At 61.5% G+C, this 15,899-nt stretch carries 19 protein-coding genes; 9 read left to right on the top strand and 10 right to left on the bottom strand.

Annotation, left to right across the window (positions count from 1 at the left end; genetic code table 11):
* Window positions 1-118 precede the first annotated feature (118 nt).
* Together AL072_RS03365 and AL072_RS03360 are read left to right on the top strand one after the other, a co-directional pair.
* Complete coding sequence (locus tag AL072_RS03365) at window positions 119-535, top strand: hypothetical protein (RefSeq protein ID WP_144428141.1); 417 nt, start codon at window positions 119-121, stop codon at window positions 533-535.
* 94 nt (window positions 536-629) lie between these two features.
* Window positions 630-1,004 (top strand): hypothetical protein, encoded by a 375-nt coding sequence (locus AL072_RS03360; protein WP_045581519.1) that lies wholly within the window; start codon window positions 630-632, stop codon window positions 1,002-1,004.
* A 498-nt stretch (window positions 1,005-1,502) separates the two neighbouring features.
* On the opposite strand, the gene AL072_RS03355 is transcribed toward AL072_RS03360, so the two are convergent.
* A complete protein-coding gene (locus AL072_RS03355; protein WP_052709952.1) occupies window positions 1,503-2,051 on the bottom strand; it encodes a hypothetical protein in 549 nt (182 codons plus the stop codon).
* 166 nt (window positions 2,052-2,217) lie between these two features.
* Here AL072_RS03355 and AL072_RS03350 point away from each other — a divergent pair, with 166 nt between their 5' ends.
* From AL072_RS03350 to AL072_RS03325, 6 genes are all read left to right on the top strand, one after another.
* Window positions 2,218-2,535 carry a helix-turn-helix transcriptional regulator gene (locus AL072_RS03350; protein ID WP_052709953.1) on the top strand — a complete coding sequence of 106 codons (318 nt, stop codon included), beginning with the start codon at window positions 2,218-2,220 and terminating at the stop codon, window positions 2,533-2,535.
* A 168-nt stretch (window positions 2,536-2,703) separates the two neighbouring features.
* The gene (locus AL072_RS03345; protein WP_144428140.1) at window positions 2,704-3,156 is read left to right on the top strand and encodes a hypothetical protein; all 453 of its coding nucleotides are present in this window, start codon (window positions 2,704-2,706) and stop codon (window positions 3,154-3,156) included.
* A gap of 18 nt (window positions 3,157-3,174) precedes the next feature.
* Window positions 3,175-4,080: a DUF4126 domain-containing protein gene (locus AL072_RS03340; protein ID WP_063840337.1), complete on the top strand. Its 906-nt coding sequence runs from the start codon at window positions 3,175-3,177 to the stop codon at window positions 4,078-4,080.
* Window positions 4,081-4,118: 38 nt separating this feature from the next.
* Window positions 4,119-4,397: a hypothetical protein gene (locus AL072_RS03335; RefSeq protein WP_144428139.1), complete on the top strand. Its 279-nt coding sequence runs from the start codon at window positions 4,119-4,121 to the stop codon at window positions 4,395-4,397.
* Between the two features lie 91 nt (window positions 4,398-4,488).
* Window positions 4,489-4,920 (top strand): hypothetical protein, encoded by a 432-nt coding sequence (locus AL072_RS03330; protein ID WP_144428138.1) that lies wholly within the window; start codon window positions 4,489-4,491, stop codon window positions 4,918-4,920.
* 14 nt (window positions 4,921-4,934) lie between these two features.
* Complete coding sequence (locus tag AL072_RS03325; protein WP_045581523.1) at window positions 4,935-5,519, top strand: hypothetical protein; 585 nt, start codon at window positions 4,935-4,937, stop codon at window positions 5,517-5,519.
* A 7-nt stretch (window positions 5,520-5,526) separates the two neighbouring features.
* Here the strand turns inward: AL072_RS03325 and AL072_RS03320 are convergent, their stop codons facing one another.
* A complete protein-coding gene (locus AL072_RS03320; protein WP_045581524.1) occupies window positions 5,527-5,835 on the bottom strand; it encodes a hypothetical protein in 309 nt (102 codons plus the stop codon).
* Window positions 5,836-6,030: 195 nt separating this feature from the next.
* Between AL072_RS03320 and AL072_RS03315 the strand changes: the two genes are divergently transcribed.
* On the top strand, window positions 6,031-8,400 hold the full coding sequence (locus tag AL072_RS03315; RefSeq protein WP_082108874.1) for a flagellin N-terminal helical domain-containing protein: 2,370 nt from the start codon (window positions 6,031-6,033) through the stop codon (window positions 8,398-8,400).
* 86 nt (window positions 8,401-8,486) lie between these two features.
* Here AL072_RS03315 and AL072_RS03310 read toward each other — a convergent pair whose 3' ends face one another.
* From AL072_RS03310 to AL072_RS03275, 8 genes are all read right to left on the bottom strand, one after another.
* On the bottom strand, window positions 8,487-8,816 hold the full coding sequence (locus AL072_RS03310) for a hypothetical protein (RefSeq protein ID WP_144428137.1): 330 nt from the start codon (window positions 8,814-8,816) through the stop codon (window positions 8,487-8,489).
* A 155-nt stretch (window positions 8,817-8,971) separates the two neighbouring features.
* A complete protein-coding gene (locus AL072_RS03305) occupies window positions 8,972-9,553 on the bottom strand; it encodes a hypothetical protein (RefSeq protein WP_045581527.1) in 582 nt (193 codons plus the stop codon).
* Between the two features lie 11 nt (window positions 9,554-9,564).
* Window positions 9,565-9,909, bottom strand: a complete 345-nt coding sequence (locus AL072_RS03300) for a hypothetical protein (protein ID WP_060721690.1) — start codon at window positions 9,907-9,909, stop codon at window positions 9,565-9,567.
* A 364-nt stretch (window positions 9,910-10,273) separates the two neighbouring features.
* Window positions 10,274-10,708 (bottom strand): DNA N-6-adenine-methyltransferase, encoded by a 435-nt coding sequence (locus AL072_RS33230; RefSeq protein WP_144428136.1) that lies wholly within the window; start codon window positions 10,706-10,708, stop codon window positions 10,274-10,276.
* A gap of 8 nt (window positions 10,709-10,716) precedes the next feature.
* Window positions 10,717-11,946: a hypothetical protein gene (locus AL072_RS03290; protein ID WP_045581530.1), complete on the bottom strand. Its 1,230-nt coding sequence runs from the start codon at window positions 11,944-11,946 to the stop codon at window positions 10,717-10,719.
* 1,077 nt (window positions 11,947-13,023) lie between these two features.
* Window positions 13,024-13,971, bottom strand: coding sequence for a hypothetical protein (locus tag AL072_RS03285; protein ID WP_144428135.1), 948 nt, complete (start codon window positions 13,969-13,971; stop codon window positions 13,024-13,026).
* Window positions 13,956-15,200 carry an MBL fold metallo-hydrolase gene (locus tag AL072_RS03280; protein ID WP_045581532.1) on the bottom strand — a complete coding sequence of 415 codons (1,245 nt, stop codon included), beginning with the start codon at window positions 15,198-15,200 and terminating at the stop codon, window positions 13,956-13,958. The genes AL072_RS03285 and AL072_RS03280 overlap by 16 nt, the downstream gene beginning before the upstream one ends.
* A complete protein-coding gene (locus AL072_RS03275; protein ID WP_052709954.1) occupies window positions 15,197-15,871 on the bottom strand; it encodes a hypothetical protein in 675 nt (224 codons plus the stop codon). The genes AL072_RS03280 and AL072_RS03275 overlap by 4 nt, the downstream gene beginning before the upstream one ends.
* Between the last annotated feature and the right edge of the window lie 28 nt (window positions 15,872-15,899).

The following is a 15,899-nucleotide window of genomic DNA, read 5'->3' as shown; positions in this document are numbered from 1 at the left end:
TGGGGGGCCGATGCAGGCCGTGTGGCGAACAGCAGAGCTACGCAGAGCCGCCAGCATGGGCTCGCTTGACAGCTTTCAGATTGGGGGTACTCGAATGGGATCACGGCAGGAGTACGTCATGCCCAATCCCCTCGACTGGCTCATCGACCGTTACAGTGATCGCCCTCGTGCCCTTCAGAACATGATCGATCTCGCAGATCGGCTCCCCGCTCAGTGGGACACCGAGCAGGAAAGCCGCTACCGGCACCGCATGACCCGGTTGGCCAGCACGGTACTGGAGGTCGCGAACGTCACCACCGTCGCCGACAAGCCCATGGCGTTCCGCGAGCGGTTCACCGTCGCCACCGCCCTGGAGGTCCAGCGGTTTGTAGTCTATTTGATCTACCTGTCGTTGCCCGACCAAGTCTGGCCGCAGCCCGTGGCGTGGGACTCCGAGGCCGGGAGCCCGCGAGTGTATCACCTCGACAGGATGCTGGAGCACGCGGAGCAACTGGTGCTTACCCTGCTCGCTCGCCGCCTCCAGAGCGAAGCGTGAAGGTCATTGTGGAGACCATGCGGCTCTCCGACGGCTCGGCCGGAACACCCCACCGCCGTATAGGGGGAGCGATTTGACCGGATCGAGGTGACCAATGAAGCGTTCTTGGACACTGGTCGAGCGTCCCATCGCCTCCTGGACGGCCACCGTCGGTGTCGATCTCGGGTCTTGGAGTTTCGGGTTTGGCTGGGATCTACGGCCGGCCTACTTCTGGGTTGAGATCGGCCCCCTGTATTGCGATTTCAGCCGCGATGAGCCCTGGCCGTTGAATCCGGATGAGATTCCGAATTGGACGACACGTCTTGGGAGATGGGTCGTCAAAAATCTCGAAATCCGCTTCGCAATCGACTGGAACATCTGGCGGTTCGGCGTCTGTATGGCAGACCCCTACGACTGGGGGCTGTATTGTGGCCCGATCAATTTCCAGCTTGAATACGGAAAACGCTACGCCGACGACCGCCGACTCTAAGCTTGGCAATGGCTTGCCATGACGACCCTGGGGTTGGTGAATCAGAACCAGTGGTGCATGCGGCCCCTGTCCCGTTGAAGCGTCGGGAGACGGGAGATGGCGGCATGCAGTTTGCTCCCTTTGCCCTCAGCCTGCGATGCGTCCCGACAGCAGCAAGGACAACCTCAGGATATGCGGGAGGCCCCGACCATGGCCTTCTGGCGGCGTGGCGTGGACTTCATCGGTCCCATTCACGTCTATACCGGCTGCCAGTCGATGGCGGTGGTCGGTCTCGCATAGGACCTCAACGGGCTGCCCCTCCAGATGTGGCCGGTCATGGTCGATCTGCCGTTCCGTCAGGTGGTCAGCACCACCGTGGTGGAGTGAGTGCCCTGCCGATTCAGTAACTGGCGGCTCCGCGTTGAGGTCGATCTCGGGATATGGGCGGTAGGGTTTTTCTGTTGGGGGGCGGGACGACGATGGTGTTATCCGGGGGCCGCTGGTGGTGTCCCTGGAGAGTTACGAGGAGTGATCGGCCCAATCGCCTGCTCGGCCCAAGCTACCGGGCAGCCAACCGCCGGCACCGATTAGCTCGTCGGCGAGTCTGATCATCAGACTGTTCGGGCGAGCCTCCGGCCAAATCTGCCGGATCAGCACGACGGCCTGTTCCTCATAGCCCGGCATCGCCTGGGCGACGGTGACAACTGCGGTAGCAGCCGACCGCGACCGACCGGCTCCGCAGCAGCAGAGCAGCCGTCCGCCCGGCGACACATCGCGACCAAACTCCAGGATAGCCTCGATGTCGCCGACTTGCGGCATCCGAATCAGCCCGCGTCGTGACAGTGCCGTCGACATCGGGTTCCCGACCGCTGATTCCCGGTCGAGATCCCAAAAGCTCAGCCGTAGAACAGAGGCGTCGTCCGGCACCGGCATGCCACCCTGGTAGGGGTCGCTGATGGCGATGATGTTCGTCGGTACAAACGCCCTGACGACGGTCTCGGCCTCCCGGAGGCCGCAGATCCGGATGCTAAACGGTACGACGGCGGTCGAGAAGCCTTCCCGCCCCACGTTGTGGTTTCCTTGGTGAATTCCTCTTCTGTCATCATGGTACCTTCATGGCCCTCACATCAAGGAAACCTGAACCTGCCTCGGCTAGATCCGGAGGTAAGGTATGGGTGGGGACCTCAAGACCCAGGTGGCATCGTTGATTCGGGCTAGTCGAACTGGTCATGGGATGACGCAGGAGGATCTTGCGGACCGGGCAAACCTAAGCGTGCAGTCGATCTCCGCCCTGGAAAACGCTAAGTACCTGCCAGCCCTCGACACCCTCGTGGATCTGGTTGAAATCCTTGGCCTCGATGTCACCGACGTAGTCTCCCCATCGCAAGTGCCGGAACACCGCCTTGCTCAAGAGGCCAAGGCCAAGTCGCTCCTCCGCCGACTCGACGCTGACCTCTTGCTGGTGGCCGTCCGGCAGCTTGAGGCTTTGGTCGAGCACGCCGAGCGGGCTGGTCGGGCTACCCGCCCCACAGCGGGCTCGGCGAAGAAGTAGCTACTCACCTCCCGGCGTCTCCCATCCCTCAACTGCCGTCACTGCACAGCCTGCCCCGCCAACCACCAGCCGCGGGTTGAGTATCGTGTTTCCTTTAAGCTATGATCGCATTTGTTCAACCTATCTGGTCGGGTACCGGGTAGTGTCGGCTGTTTGAAGGAATGCGACATGGGCAAACCAATGGCCCTTCTCACTTCAGCGTTGCTCGCCGCGGCCGGCGTGCAGGCTGCGGGGTACAGTACTGCGTCAGCAGCCAACCAGCAGGTCGCCCAAGCGGGCCGCCCACTCCGGTTGTCCGCTCTCTGCATGCAGGACGGTCAGATCGCGTTCTTCTTCGAGAACAACAGCGATGCGACCATCGACCACATCTCGATCAACGTCACCTTCCACAGCCGGAAATTCCCGAACCAGCCGCTGGACAATCACGCCGCCCAGTTCGAGTACTCCGATCCGGAGTCGGTCAACCAGGACTCCTACGAGATTCCCAATCGACACTGCTCAGATGTGGATTTTATCCGCGTCCGCGATGTCGGTTACTGCAAGGTCAAGGGCGTCATATTCCCACTCTGCCGGAACTACCTGGAACCCGATGTGATCGAAATCGACGGCGTCACCCCATAGCTCAGTCGGGAGCCCGCCATGGATGCCGTTCACCTGATCGCGATGACGCTCGGTGCCACGTGGGCCAGCGGGATCAACCTCTACGCCGCAGTGACGGGCCTGGGCCTGCTTGGGGTGTTCGGCATGGTCGAACTCCCTCCCGGATGGGAACTCCTAATGCATCCGCTGGTCATCGCGGCTGGCGGCTTGATGTACATGGTCGAGTTTACGGCCGACAAGGTGCCGGGCGGCGATTCGGTTTGGGATGCGGTCCACACGTTCATCCGGATACCCGCCGGGGCCGTGCTGGCCTTCTCAGGGACGCATCACGTTGATCCAGGTCTCGCCCTGGCCGCGGCCTTGGTGGGAGGCGGTCTGTCGGCGGCCAACCACTCGGCCAAAGCAGGTCTGCGACTCGCCATCAACACCTCGCCAGAACCGTTCACGAACTGGGCCGCCTCGACAACCGAGGACGGTCTGACCTTCAGCGGCATCGCCTTGGCGGTCTACCACCCAGTTCTGTTCCTGTCCCTGCTGGGCCTGTGGATAATCCTGTTGATCTGGGCAATCCCACGGCTCTGGAGGTTCGTCAGAGCCGCATACCGGCAGGTTCGATCATTGCTCGGCAGAGCAACCATCCTACAGGAACCGGCGGTGGTTGATCCTGCGGCTACAGGATCAGATCGAACACCAACCGGCCGGCGGACGGAGAATGCCTTCGATACCAGCCGTGAGGCCGGTGTTCCGCCACTCGTCATCCAAGTGCAAATCGCAGGAAGCTGGCACGATCTGAAAGAAATCTCCGGCGACACGCCGCAAGGTCATCTCGTCGGGATGGCGAAAAAGCTCAAGTCAAGCGGCATCACCCAAAAGGTGAAAGTTTCCCGGAAGGTCAACCAACCCGGTAGAAGCGATGCCGGAGGGAATGTTCTTCTGGAAATGTAGCGAAGCCACCGAATCTAGATTTCACACAGGAGATAACGTTGACGCATCGACAGAAGTTGCTCGTCGGAGCAATCGTTCTCACCGCTTCCGCCCTTTCGTTCCACGCCTTGGCCGCCAACGGCCTGTATTTCTCGGTCGCCGTCAACGCGTTCGGTAAGGCCGGGGGGCAATGCAACATCAACCCGCAGCGGGTCACGCTGCTTGAAAAGCGGGGTGTTCAGGAAATCTACGTCACGCCGGCCACCAAGACGATCAACGGCTCCTGCGTGGCCGTCTGCCAGAACGGCCGCTGTGACGTGTCGGTCACCAAAGGGTGAGGAACAAGCCGAGTGTTGGCTCGAACAGCCACCGAGGGCGGGTCGTGCGTCGCATTCACACCGTGGGGTCTCCACAATGAAAGTACTAATCGTGATGCTCGGTCTCCTGGTCGTCGGCATCGCTCCTGCTCTGGCCCAGCCCGTTCCCTGGATGATCGGCAACGCCAAGGGATGGTTCACCGCCACCAAAACGGACGACAAGGGGAACAAGCTGGCCATCGTCTGCGACGCAGCCACCCAAGAGCAGGCGGCGATAATGTACATGCCGAGAATTCCCGTCCGAGGCATTGGGCAAATCAAAGTCTCGTTGGGGCTTGATGGGACAGTTGTTCCGGCTGGCTCCTGGCAGATAATCCAGGGGGGCGTGGCGATCAAGGACTATGCCACGGTCGTTGATCTTGCTGAAAAGATGAGCGAAGCACTCATGATCGATATTTTCCCCGGCGATCAACCCGGAGCATCGTTCGACAGTTTCGGCTTCGAAGAGGTCAGCAAGGGGCTTGCCCAGGCGTGCGGTCGGTAGGCAGGCAACCTTCCATGGTGAGCCGGATCGCGGCGACCTCGGCGGTACTGCTGGTCATGTTGGGAGTGGTTGCCGGCTGTCGGCAGGCAGGACCAGCGAGGGGGATCGGTCAGCCCTATGACGGAGCGACGCCCTACCGCTTGGCCGTCCCACCGGGACAGGGCGGCGGCCCGCCGGCCGAGGCGACCGGCCGCACGACTTGCCCGAACGACGACGTGGTCTACGGCGGCTGCCTGCGGAACCTGCATCAGCAGCCACGCGAGTTCTGGGAGCAGTACCAGCGGGAAGCCCCGGCTCTCCGCGAGGGCTTCCTGACCTGTAGCCGGTTGCGGGATGAGTTCGGCGACTGGGTGCGGGGCAAGCGGAACGAACTCCGCCAGAAGGATCGCCAGTGGAACATGGAGACTGGGTACCTGCCGCACTCAGTAGTCGAGGAATCGACCCATACGATCCAGCAGATGGCCTCGGCCTTCTCGGTGACCGAGTACACCCAAATTATCAACGCCGGGGCTCGCCCCGAACTCTGCCGCGAGCGGGCTCTGTTCTGGAAGGCCCAGATCCTCGGGATCACAGAGAAGTTCCCTCCGCTTCGTCGGTAGGCCGGACCTACCGGACCTCCTGGATCGTACCGTCGGTCATCCGACACCTCCATGCGGTCGTTCTTCCAGTCTGCGGGTCGAAGAGCGGCTGGCACAACGGCTGCTTCATCAGCTTCCATCGGTGAGGAAAGTCCCGGTAGGCCGGAATCGGATCGGGCCGCAGGTCAAGGGCCACACCGCCCGCCGGTGGAGCATCGCGGCCGAATGGATCAGCGAGCGGACGAACCTGCGGCGGCTGATACGTGTCGGCGACAGCCGGGCTCAGGACGGTCGCGGCGGCGACCAGAGCCATCCAGCCCGTGACTTCCTTGATCATGGTGCTCCTCCGCCCCACGCAACCCGGTAGAATTTTCCGCAACCAGGAACAACCTGCCCAGCATCCATTCTTCGACCGACGTAACATCACCACCCCACATGGTGACGACCGTCACAGTGTAAGGTTTCGGCTCTTGGTATCAAGTTTGCTTGTTGTCATAAGAAAATTTCCACAAGCAAGCACGAATACGGCCCGATGGTATCTCCCGACCTCCAGCTTCCCGCCGCAATGCGGGCGAACCTGCTGACCCTCCAGGTCACACAGCAGGGGATGTCGGCTGCCCAGCAGCGGCTAGTGACCGGGCTGAAGATCAATGCTGCCCTGGACAGCCCACCGGTGTACTTTGCGGCCAAAGCCCTGACGCAGCGGGCCGCCGATTTGTCGGCGGTAAAGGACGCGATGGGACAGGCGATCTCCACGATCAAGGCCGCCGACAAGGGAGCCGGCAGTATCGCCAGCCTGCTCCAGCAGGCCCGCGGGTTGACCACAGCGGCCTTGGCTACCCTCGGCACTGACGATGCCTCGATCCGCACCAGGGCAGCCTTGGCGACCCAATTCGACGCCATCCTGGGCCAGATCAACGGGGTCGCCCACGACAGCGGCTATGGCGGCAAGAACCTCCTGGTCGGCGACGGCTCGGGGATGGAGGCGACCGTGGAGAGCAAGCTCGATGTGCAGCGGATCGTCGGCGTCACAAAAGCCCGAGTCACCGACATCACCGCCCCTGACAGCTACGACATCCGGGTGGTCGGCGATGGCGAGATCTCGGGGGCTGCCGAGGGCATCGCCGACGCCGAACAGCAACTCGGGCTCACGGGCCTCTCGGTCAGCGGCCTGATGAGTTCGACTCAGGGCAACTTCAACAACATCCAGATCGCGGTCACCGGCAGCCCCGGCCGGGACAAGACCATCACCGTCTCGAATCCACCGGAGTCCTACACCCAGAAATTCACAGTGGACGAATGGAAGGCGGCAGAGACCGTCGGCACGCCCCTGTCGTTCGACCACGCCTTCCAGAGCGGCTCCTGCGTCCGCTTCGATGTCGATTTTGACCTGATCGACGCGACGCCACGCAACGTCGGCACCCGCTTGGTCGAGATCGAGAAGCACGCCGCCCTGGCCGTGAAGGTCGCCAACAACCAGGGTCTTACCGTGACCCGTGACCTCATGAGTCCCCTCGGACAGGGAAAGCTCGCCAATGGCGTCAACGACTTCGTGTTCCCGAGCGGAACCGTTCGGATCGAGGTTGATGGGCAGAAGCTGTGTTCCAGAACGGACCCCTTCGCCCGCGGCACGCAGATCGGGGTGGACGATCTGCGGGGCACAGGGCCGTACCTTCCGGTCGGTGTCCCGGTCGCCCAGGCCGAGCAGTACCTGAGTGTTCCGGAGTCCACCTACTTCCAGTTCAAACTGGGCCTGCCGGACGGAAACTCTCCTGGACTCAGGGACTTGTATGTGTGGGACACGCGGTACGATTCCGTGACCCAGGTCACCGTGCCGAATGAGCGGCAGACCTACTTCCCGGTCACGCTTGCGGGGAACAACCCGAACGCGGGCTCGACCATCCGCCTGAACATCGACGCATTCGACCCCGCGAGTCCGTACGCCTTCGACTTCGGCATTCCCAGCCCAGTCACCGAGGGCACACCCGGCTGGGTCGGCGTCACCGACACCCAGCCGCATTCGACCGGCTGGGTCGGAATCGCGACCAACAGTCCGATCCTCGACGGGATGGGCGGCATTCCGCCGTTCGCCGACAACGTCAGCAACATGGCGTCATCGGCGAAGCAGGGCGTCTACAATCTGGTCCCCGAGAGCATCCAGGGCTTTGTGCCCGGTGCTAATGCCCGGCTTCGCTTCCAGGAGGGTCTGCTGGACAGTGCGGGGCCGGGGCAGGCAACGCTGATGGTAACCGACGGCTTTGGGCGGTCGTTCCAATCGGCCATCCCGAACGCCGGCTTCGCCTATGTCGATGTCAACTTCGGCAAGACAGACGCCGCACCCGCCTCCTCCATGCGGGTCGGCGTGGTCTCGCGGCTCGGAACCGGGGCCGGTCAGACCCTCACGCCGTTCTGGCACGATGCCGAGATCAAATGGCCAGCCGGCACCCGCGAATCGGCATTGCTGAAGACCGCTCTGGTCACGCCCGCCAACCACGCCAACGACATGTTCGTCGCCTTTGACGCTGCCCACCAGAACGGCGTCACCGTCGAGAGCCAGAACCTCCAGGTCGAGGGCAAGGGGCTACATGTCGACTACAGCCAGAACGGCTGGATGGACCGGGCCGACATCGAGAACGCCATCGCGGGTCTGGATACTGCCGAGCAGCGGGTCCGGTCGGCGTCCCAGGCCCTGTCCACCGGCATGGGCATCATCACGACCCGCGAGGACTTCATGCGGGGCTTCTCCGATGTGCTCGACGAGGGGGCGAACAAGTTGATCCTGGCCGACCAGAACGAGGAGGGGACCAACCTTCTGACGCTCCAGACGCGGCAGCAGCTTGCCCAGACCGCCCTGGGGTTGGCGAAACAGAGCCAGCAGGCGATCCTGTCCCTGTTCAGGTGACGCCTTGGGAGGCAGCGGTGGGGCCGGTGTCGGTCTGCGTCCCTCCTCGTGGCATCGCGTGGCCGAGAGCAGTATCCTCCGATTATTCACAACGGGTAGAGGTTGAAGTCCAAATCCGTTTCGGAAATTGTTTGGACGGCTTCCCGGAATTTTTCCGGATGCCGCAGGGCAAGCTGGATCACTTCCGACCAGAGTTCGTTCATGATCTCCGGTGGCCACGGCGGCAGCCAGACATCATCAAGAGCGGCCCGTCTGACCGGCAGGTCAGGATAGTCGTGGTGCACCAGTTCGCCGCCGAGGGACGGACACTCGCCTCGTAGCGAAAACGGGGAGCCATCCGGCAATCCGCCGGCCACAAGCTCCAGAAAGGCCCGCAGGTGCAGGTCACGCGTCAGCCGCCAACCGGCGGCCTCCATCTCATGTTCGAACCGCTCCCGTTCCGCGAGCCCATTCCGGAGTGCATCCAAAAGCTTGTCTGCTCCATGCATATGCGTTGCCTTTCAGATAGCGGTTCGACAGCTTTTGGGTGCAAATATTGATGATCTACCACGCTAGGCAGCAGCTTGGTCGATTAACTGCCCGCCTGTTCCAGTTGGCCCCACGATGCTGCCGCCAAATCCCGGAGAGCCTCCAGGCGAGCCTGAAGGCGTTCGGCTCGGGCAATCGCAGCGTCTCTCTGGGCTTCAGCCTGCTCGGCTCGAACAACCATGGCTTTCATCATGGCGTCTGCGTGTTTGACGCGAGCGTTCAGTTGTCGTTCAGTGTCCTGCCATAGCCCTTCGGCAACCCGGAAGGTCCGCTGCCAGTCGTTAACCAAACCAATCCAATGGCTAACTTCGCGTCTGCGATCCGCCGATGCGGCATCCCTCGCCGCGTTGATTGCTCTCTTGGCTGCCCAGTAGATCCGCTCCTTCTCCCGATACGATTTTCCCTTTCTGTCCTTTGTCAGAAGTTCGTTGATAGCTTCCTCTCCTTCTCCCGGCGGAATGACCAAGAGGTCTGCAAGGGACCACCCAGCTTCCCGGCAAGTTCGGGTGAAAGCCAATGCTGCGGCATCCCGCTCGCCCTCGTGAACGCTCCCGAGCATGCCCAATATTTTCTGAAGCCGAGCGACCGTCGCGGTGATGTCGTCTTTCAGCACAGGGGTGGTCATGAGCCATCCTCCTATTGTGCATCATCGATATGCGGAGGCAGCGGCGGGGCGATGTTGCCGCTCTCCGCCGCGATGGAGATCCGCTCCTCCTCGGAAATCCATTCGACATCGTCTGCCTCGCAGTAGACCTCACCGTCTTCATGCTCGTATGGGAGGTTAAACTCCGTCAGAATCTCCCCAGAGGGAGCAATGACGAACCAATCTTCATCCTCGAACTCGTCGAGATACCACACGACTTTGTAGATCTCCGTGCACGCATCAAGGCTTGGGAGCCCATCAGCACGAAACGTATCATTCCAGTTTCGTAGTTTGTAGAACTTTGAAGCATAACTGAAACTCGTTTCACTGTATTTCATGGCAAAGCTCCACCGTTCCGCGACCAGGGGTCGTCGGCATATTGATGTGTGGATAGATGATCACTAGATAAGTCTGTCTGTGTTCCTCGGCTCGTCAGACACGACGCTGCCTACTCCCGAGGAATTGGTGACCATCCGGCTATTCGCGTTCAAATCGCCTTGGCGGCTACTGAGAGCGTACCCTTGGGGATCATGACTGCCACGGCAGCCCCCGGATGCTCCACCTCGCCAGTCTCGATGTCGGTCATGACGTGGAGTGATTCCTCCAGCACCTCGCCCGCCGGGATCTCCAGGAGTTTGTCGCCGAATCGGATGATCGACCACCTGGACCCCTCCAGGCCAACTTGGAGGCATTCGGCAATGATCAGAGCACCAACACCGAAGCCTCCGTTTTCCGCCGTTCGGCCCCGTCGGGCCACTCGATATAGGCCTGATGGCGGCGGATACAGAACATCACCGGCAGCACGTGGTAATGGAACCAGCCAGCGTAGAGGCTCGCCGACAGGAAACCAATGACCGCGATGATCCAACCGGTCTCGGCTTCGCCGACCACCTTCCGGCACCACTCCATTGTTTGGCTGTATGGCGGATTGCACCACACCACGCCCGACCCCGGCTGCGACAGCCCGTCATGTTTCCTCGTGAACCGTCGCCGTGCCGGCAGCGTCCGGATGGCCGGCGACGCCACATCCAGGTCCACTTGGCGAAGGGCGAGCCTATTCAGTACCTCCTGGACTACAGATCCGGGGGTGTACCATTCATCTGAGGAGTTCACGTAATTGACCAAGGGGCGGACCATGGCGAACCTCACTCGACGCAAGTCGGCAGGGAGTAGAAGACGTTCTTGCCCACCTTCCGGCGACGCAGGGTCCCGTCGCGGACTAGCTTCTGAATTTTAAGATATGCCGCGTAACGGCCGGTCGGAACATCTCCAGCCTGGAACTCCGGCATCGAGCGGGCGACGGCCATGATGTGGTCATATGTGGTGGGACCGACTGCAACGTCCGGAACGGCCTCATAGATTCGTGCCTGTTTGGCTCCGGGCAGCCGGATCGCTCGGAGTTGCCCTGTGCTCAGCATCGCCTTGATCTCCTCACTGACGACGGATCTGGGCAGAAGGAACTTCGCGGTGATGTCCGCGGAAGTCACCCGTCCGCGTATCATCACGTATTTGAGTATCTGGCGGCGGTCTTCTTGGACCTGCTCGGGAGTCCGCTTTTTGGTGCCGCGGCGAAGAAGCGGTTCGGGGGCATCCACGTCATGACCAAGTTTTCCCGCTGCCAACTCGTTCACCATGGCCATCAGCTTCTTCACCCTCCCAGCGTGAAATTCCGCGGTCTTGCGGATTTCCAACAATTCTTGTTCGAGATGCCGATTACGATTTGTGAGGTCATTAACCTCCTGGGTAAGGTCAAAGATCCTTCGATTCAGCCGGGCAGCAACCAGCAGAGCATTGTCGAGCCGCCTCTTCGTAGACCGATTGGATTCCTCCCGCTCATGCTGCTCGGCGAGATGTTGTCGCAAGCTCTCGATTTCATGGTCACGCTGCTGGAGCAGTATCCGAAGATCGCGAAGCTCATGTTCGCGGTCCTGCTGAACGGCTGGCTTGTTGAGGGTGAGCCGCAGGTCGGCCAGCATGGCGTCCAGCGAATCCTGTTCCGGAACCGACACTGCCGTCGCCCGCTTCTCGACAGGTTCCGGCTTTAGCTCTTGATCAGCCATATAGATTTCGATGACGGCCCAAGCCCGTTCCTGCCGTCTGAGTCTCACTTCCGTATTCTGGATCGCGTCCCGAACGACCCGGCGGAACCGAGCACGTTCGGTGTCGGACCGGCTATCCCCGAGGCGTTGGTCGAGTAGTGGCAGCTTGCAGGATCGGGCCGCGTTCAGTTCCATTACGTGGATCTCACGAAGCGGAGCACCGGCAATGAAGATATGCTCAAGTTGTACGACCGTTTGATTTGCCCGAGCAGTCGCTGGTTGGGCGAGCCAAAGTTCCATACCGATCAACGTGTCGAAGGCCTCCCAAAGATCCATTGCGATCTCCTGTAAATACGCCTATTGGCAGGATCTCGTATGAGTGCGATTTGGCGGCTTGAGCAATCTGCTCGCATGCCGACATCGGTCCTTTCCCGAAACCGTGGATTCCGAGTTCATATCTTGGGTTTCTGAATTTCTCGGTGGCTTCAGGCGGCTGCCCCCGAGGGGCAAGCTCGCCGGATCGCATCCCAGTGTGGAATTCGATATAAACGAATATTCTTGACGGATAAAATCGCTCTGCCATCAGGATAAATGGCATATTTGCCATAATTGTCCCGGCTGACGCTTGGTAAATCTAGGATTATGACAGAAAAATACTTAGCGAATCCACGGAATCTCAGGAGCGAACTGCATCCCGAGCCAACAAAATTCTGCTGTTTTGCTTTCAACCTCGCTGTGTTCGTGGGAGTAACATAACGCGATTTCTGTGGCCTGAAAATATGACAGGTTCCATAGGCACCTCTCAGGTTCCATTTCCCGTCTTCTTGACAGCCTTGAAATCTGTATAATTATAGCCGCTCCTAAAATTTTCCTTCATTGAGGCCCTGCCTTGGCGACTCGGGATTCGGGCGAGCGGAATGAACCTACATTGGGAGCATGCCGGGGATCAAAGGGGGGCATATATCTCATCGGATATATCCCAAACCTTGGGTCTGGCTACGTGTGGTCCCGACCGTGTGAGTTTGGGTAGGACACGGGGATTGGCGGGTACTCTGCGGGTCTCCGCCCCATCGCCGCTACTGATAGCCAAGCCCTTGCCGGGCGGCGGCTGAGGGCCGGCCAAACGGGCGGGAGAGCCCGCGGTAGGGCTGCCGGCGATGCGGCTGCTCCAGCAGTATCTGGAGCAGCCACCGGGCGATGAAGCCCCGGATCGCTGGGAGAATTTCCCGCCCTGGTCCAGGGCGGTCTGCCCCGCCCCGAGGGCCGCCCGGCCAAGCGGTTCTGCCGGAGATCTTCGCCCTCCGTGCCTATTGACGATGCCATGGTGGGAACTGACGACGGAAGGCTCAGGAGCGATATGACGGTTGAGGGCAGCCAGCGGTTCGTTCTCGCAGGTGTCTTCACCCCTTCCCCCTACGGTGCCGAGATTCCATTGGTGAACCCGACGCTGTTGCCGCGGAGCAGGATGCGGTCGGCCCCCAGCAGGTCCACAAGCTTGCCCCGGTGCTTGGTCCAGACCACCCCCCTCCGCTGATCGTCGTCGAAACCGAACAGGACCAGCCGAGGCCGGTCGCAGATCACCAAGGGCTTCTCACCGGCCAGCACCTTCCGCAGCACCGCATCCCGCTCAGGATGACGACCGACGACGCCCTTCATCGCCAACAGGTTCCCGAACACCCGCCGGTAGGATCGCTCAACTTGTTCGCCGTGTTGCCGCAGCAAGGCAGCGTAGCGGTTGACCTGCTCCACGACCTTCGGCGGGGTATCGCCGCCGGCCCTGACCTCAGAGTTGGAGAACAGCTTTGCCTCGAAGAAAACCAGCCGGACCTCGTCGACCATCTCGTGGATGGCGGCGAAATCGACCCGTGGGTTGCCGGAGTCACCCTCTTCAGTGCCGGCTACGCTGAATGCGACCTCCACATCGACGATGTTCGGGTTGCCCATGACGATATCATGGACGCCGACCTTTTCGGCACCGGCATAGGGCTTGGCCGCCGCCTTGAGGGATCGAAGGTCGCCGATGTTCTGGGTGAGAAAAGACGCCGGGTCAGGGATCACGGGGCGGCCATCCTCGACCAGGACATAGTCGGGCGTTCGACCGGCTCGGAGCAGGTACTTGTAGTGGACCCGTCCGACCAAACGCCCCTTTTCGCAGGATACCTTCAGCAGGCTGTTGCCCCGCCAGTAGACGTTCAGGTAGTTCGACCTAACGGCGATGAGGAGATCGGTGTCGTCAGCCAGCGTCCTCCACCAACCACCCGCATCGTAAGCCGCGTTCAACGCGGAGACGAACGCGTCGTCGATGCCGCGGTCGAACACGGTTGGCATAATCGTCCCGTCCAGCGTCACACCTCCCACCATTCCCCATCTCCCCGAACGTCCACATTGTCGAAAAAGTCAGAGTAGCGATCCGGGCCGAAGCTGTGCACAGGGACCAGATGCCGGGGCCGAACTGCATCGGCCAGACGCTTCAGATCCCTTATGGACGCGTGTCCGGAAGTGTGAACCTTCACCATCGGCAAACTATGCCGGTTGAGCCAATCTAGGAATGGTTCCGAGCGTTCGTCCTGGAGGTACCCTTCCCACATCGAGTAGACGACCGAGCCCCCTGCGAGGCAGCCCGCCCGCTCCAGGTCCTCGCACATCGACGGGCGGAACAGGACGGTGGTCATCGAGGCCGCCGACGCAAGCTCTTCCGGATAGATGCGGTTGGTCCGGTACCGTGGGATGAGATCATAGAGTTCGTGTCGCTTCACCCATACCCGCTGCCGGTGGGGCAGGAACACTCGAACGCCGTTCCACCAGCCTTGAGGTATCCGGTCGTTGCCGGTGGCCCTCAGCACCTCGGCGGTGTAGAGGTCAATCACCAGTTGGCGGCCGGTCTTCCGGCACGCCCGGAACATCGTCACCAAACGGTCGATGTTTTGGCCGGAAGCGTACACCAGCACTGTGCCCCTCGTGGCCTGCATCACATCCACGAATTCGTGCTCCAGGTCGTCCTCCGAGGGGAAGCTGCCGTCCTCGCCAAGACGGCCGATGGAAGAGCCCTCCATCAGAAGGACATCGACACCGACGGGCGGCTGCTCGATAATCCGCTCAACCAGGGCTGCCTTCCGACCGTGCACCCGGAAATCGCCGGTGTAGAAGAGCCGCTTCCCGTCGGCTTCAACGAGGAGCGAGTAGGCGTCGTACGCCGAGTGATCGACCAGCAAGGGCTGGACGCGGAAGGGGCCAATCTCCACCACCTGCCGATCACGCAACGGAATCACGTTCTGGAACGAAACGCCCGAACGGATGAAGCACGCCGCCGCCTTGAGGATTCGGTCGGCCGCCTCGCCGATCATGATCGGTAGATCGGGGCGGAGGTGCCGGGCAAGGCCATAGTGGTCCTGGTGGGGATGGGAGATCACGGCGGCCAGCAGGCTGTCGTCCGGGTCGCGGAAGCCCGGCACCGCGGGCAGCAACGACACGGTGTCGTCGGCGGCATCCAGCGGCAACCCGACATCAAGAGCGATCCGCTGACCACCGGCCTCGATCTCGATGCAGGTGCCACCGATCTGTTTGGCCCCGCGATGGATGCAGACCCTCATCTTGGGTCCGCCGTGATGCTGTTCAGCAAATAGCGAAACGTCCCGTTGGTGCCGGGCACCGTCGAGTACTCACGCCACGCCGCTATGTAGGTGCCCTTCAGCATAACCGCGTGCTCGCGGTTCCGTTTGGTTCCCGCCGCCGCCCGCTCACCCCAAGCCAAGGAGCCCGACAGCCGCCGCCCCTCAGGAAGACGAAATGCGGCGTCGATGGTCCCGGCTTCGGAACCACCTAACCAGCACTGCCGGGTATTCGTCAACAGCACGGCGTGCCCCTCGATGGGACCTTGGTTCTGGAACGCATTCACGACCCGTTCGAGTCGTTCGATGTCGGCGACGCAGTCGTACCGGCGGACAGGCATGGCACTCTGGTGAGCGAGCCGAAACTCCTCACCACCGATGACCGCCTCCAGCTTCGACGTGAGGTACTTCAGTTCGACCGCCACGATCCGCTCCCCCAGACGAAGCCAAATGTCGATCTCCGGCCGCGGCCCGGTGATGGCCGGCTTGTACTCCAACCGCACCCCGGCGGAGGGGTGGAGTTCCCGAACGGTCCAGACGAAGGCGTGCTGGAAGTCGGCTTCCGAATGGAACACCGGCCGGCTGGTCGCCAGCCGCCGCATGATCTCTTGGATATCGGTAGTGGCCGTCGTAAGACTCTCGATGCCAACCAAGTCCGGACAGCCTCCTACCTTATATTCC

The sequence above is a fragment of the Azospirillum thiophilum genome, assembly GCF_001305595.1.
GTDB classification, from domain to species: domain Bacteria; phylum Pseudomonadota; class Alphaproteobacteria; order Azospirillales; family Azospirillaceae; genus Azospirillum; species Azospirillum thiophilum.
The sequence above is the reverse complement of the archived record's forward strand: the minus strand, read 5'-3'. Positions and strand labels throughout refer to the sequence as shown.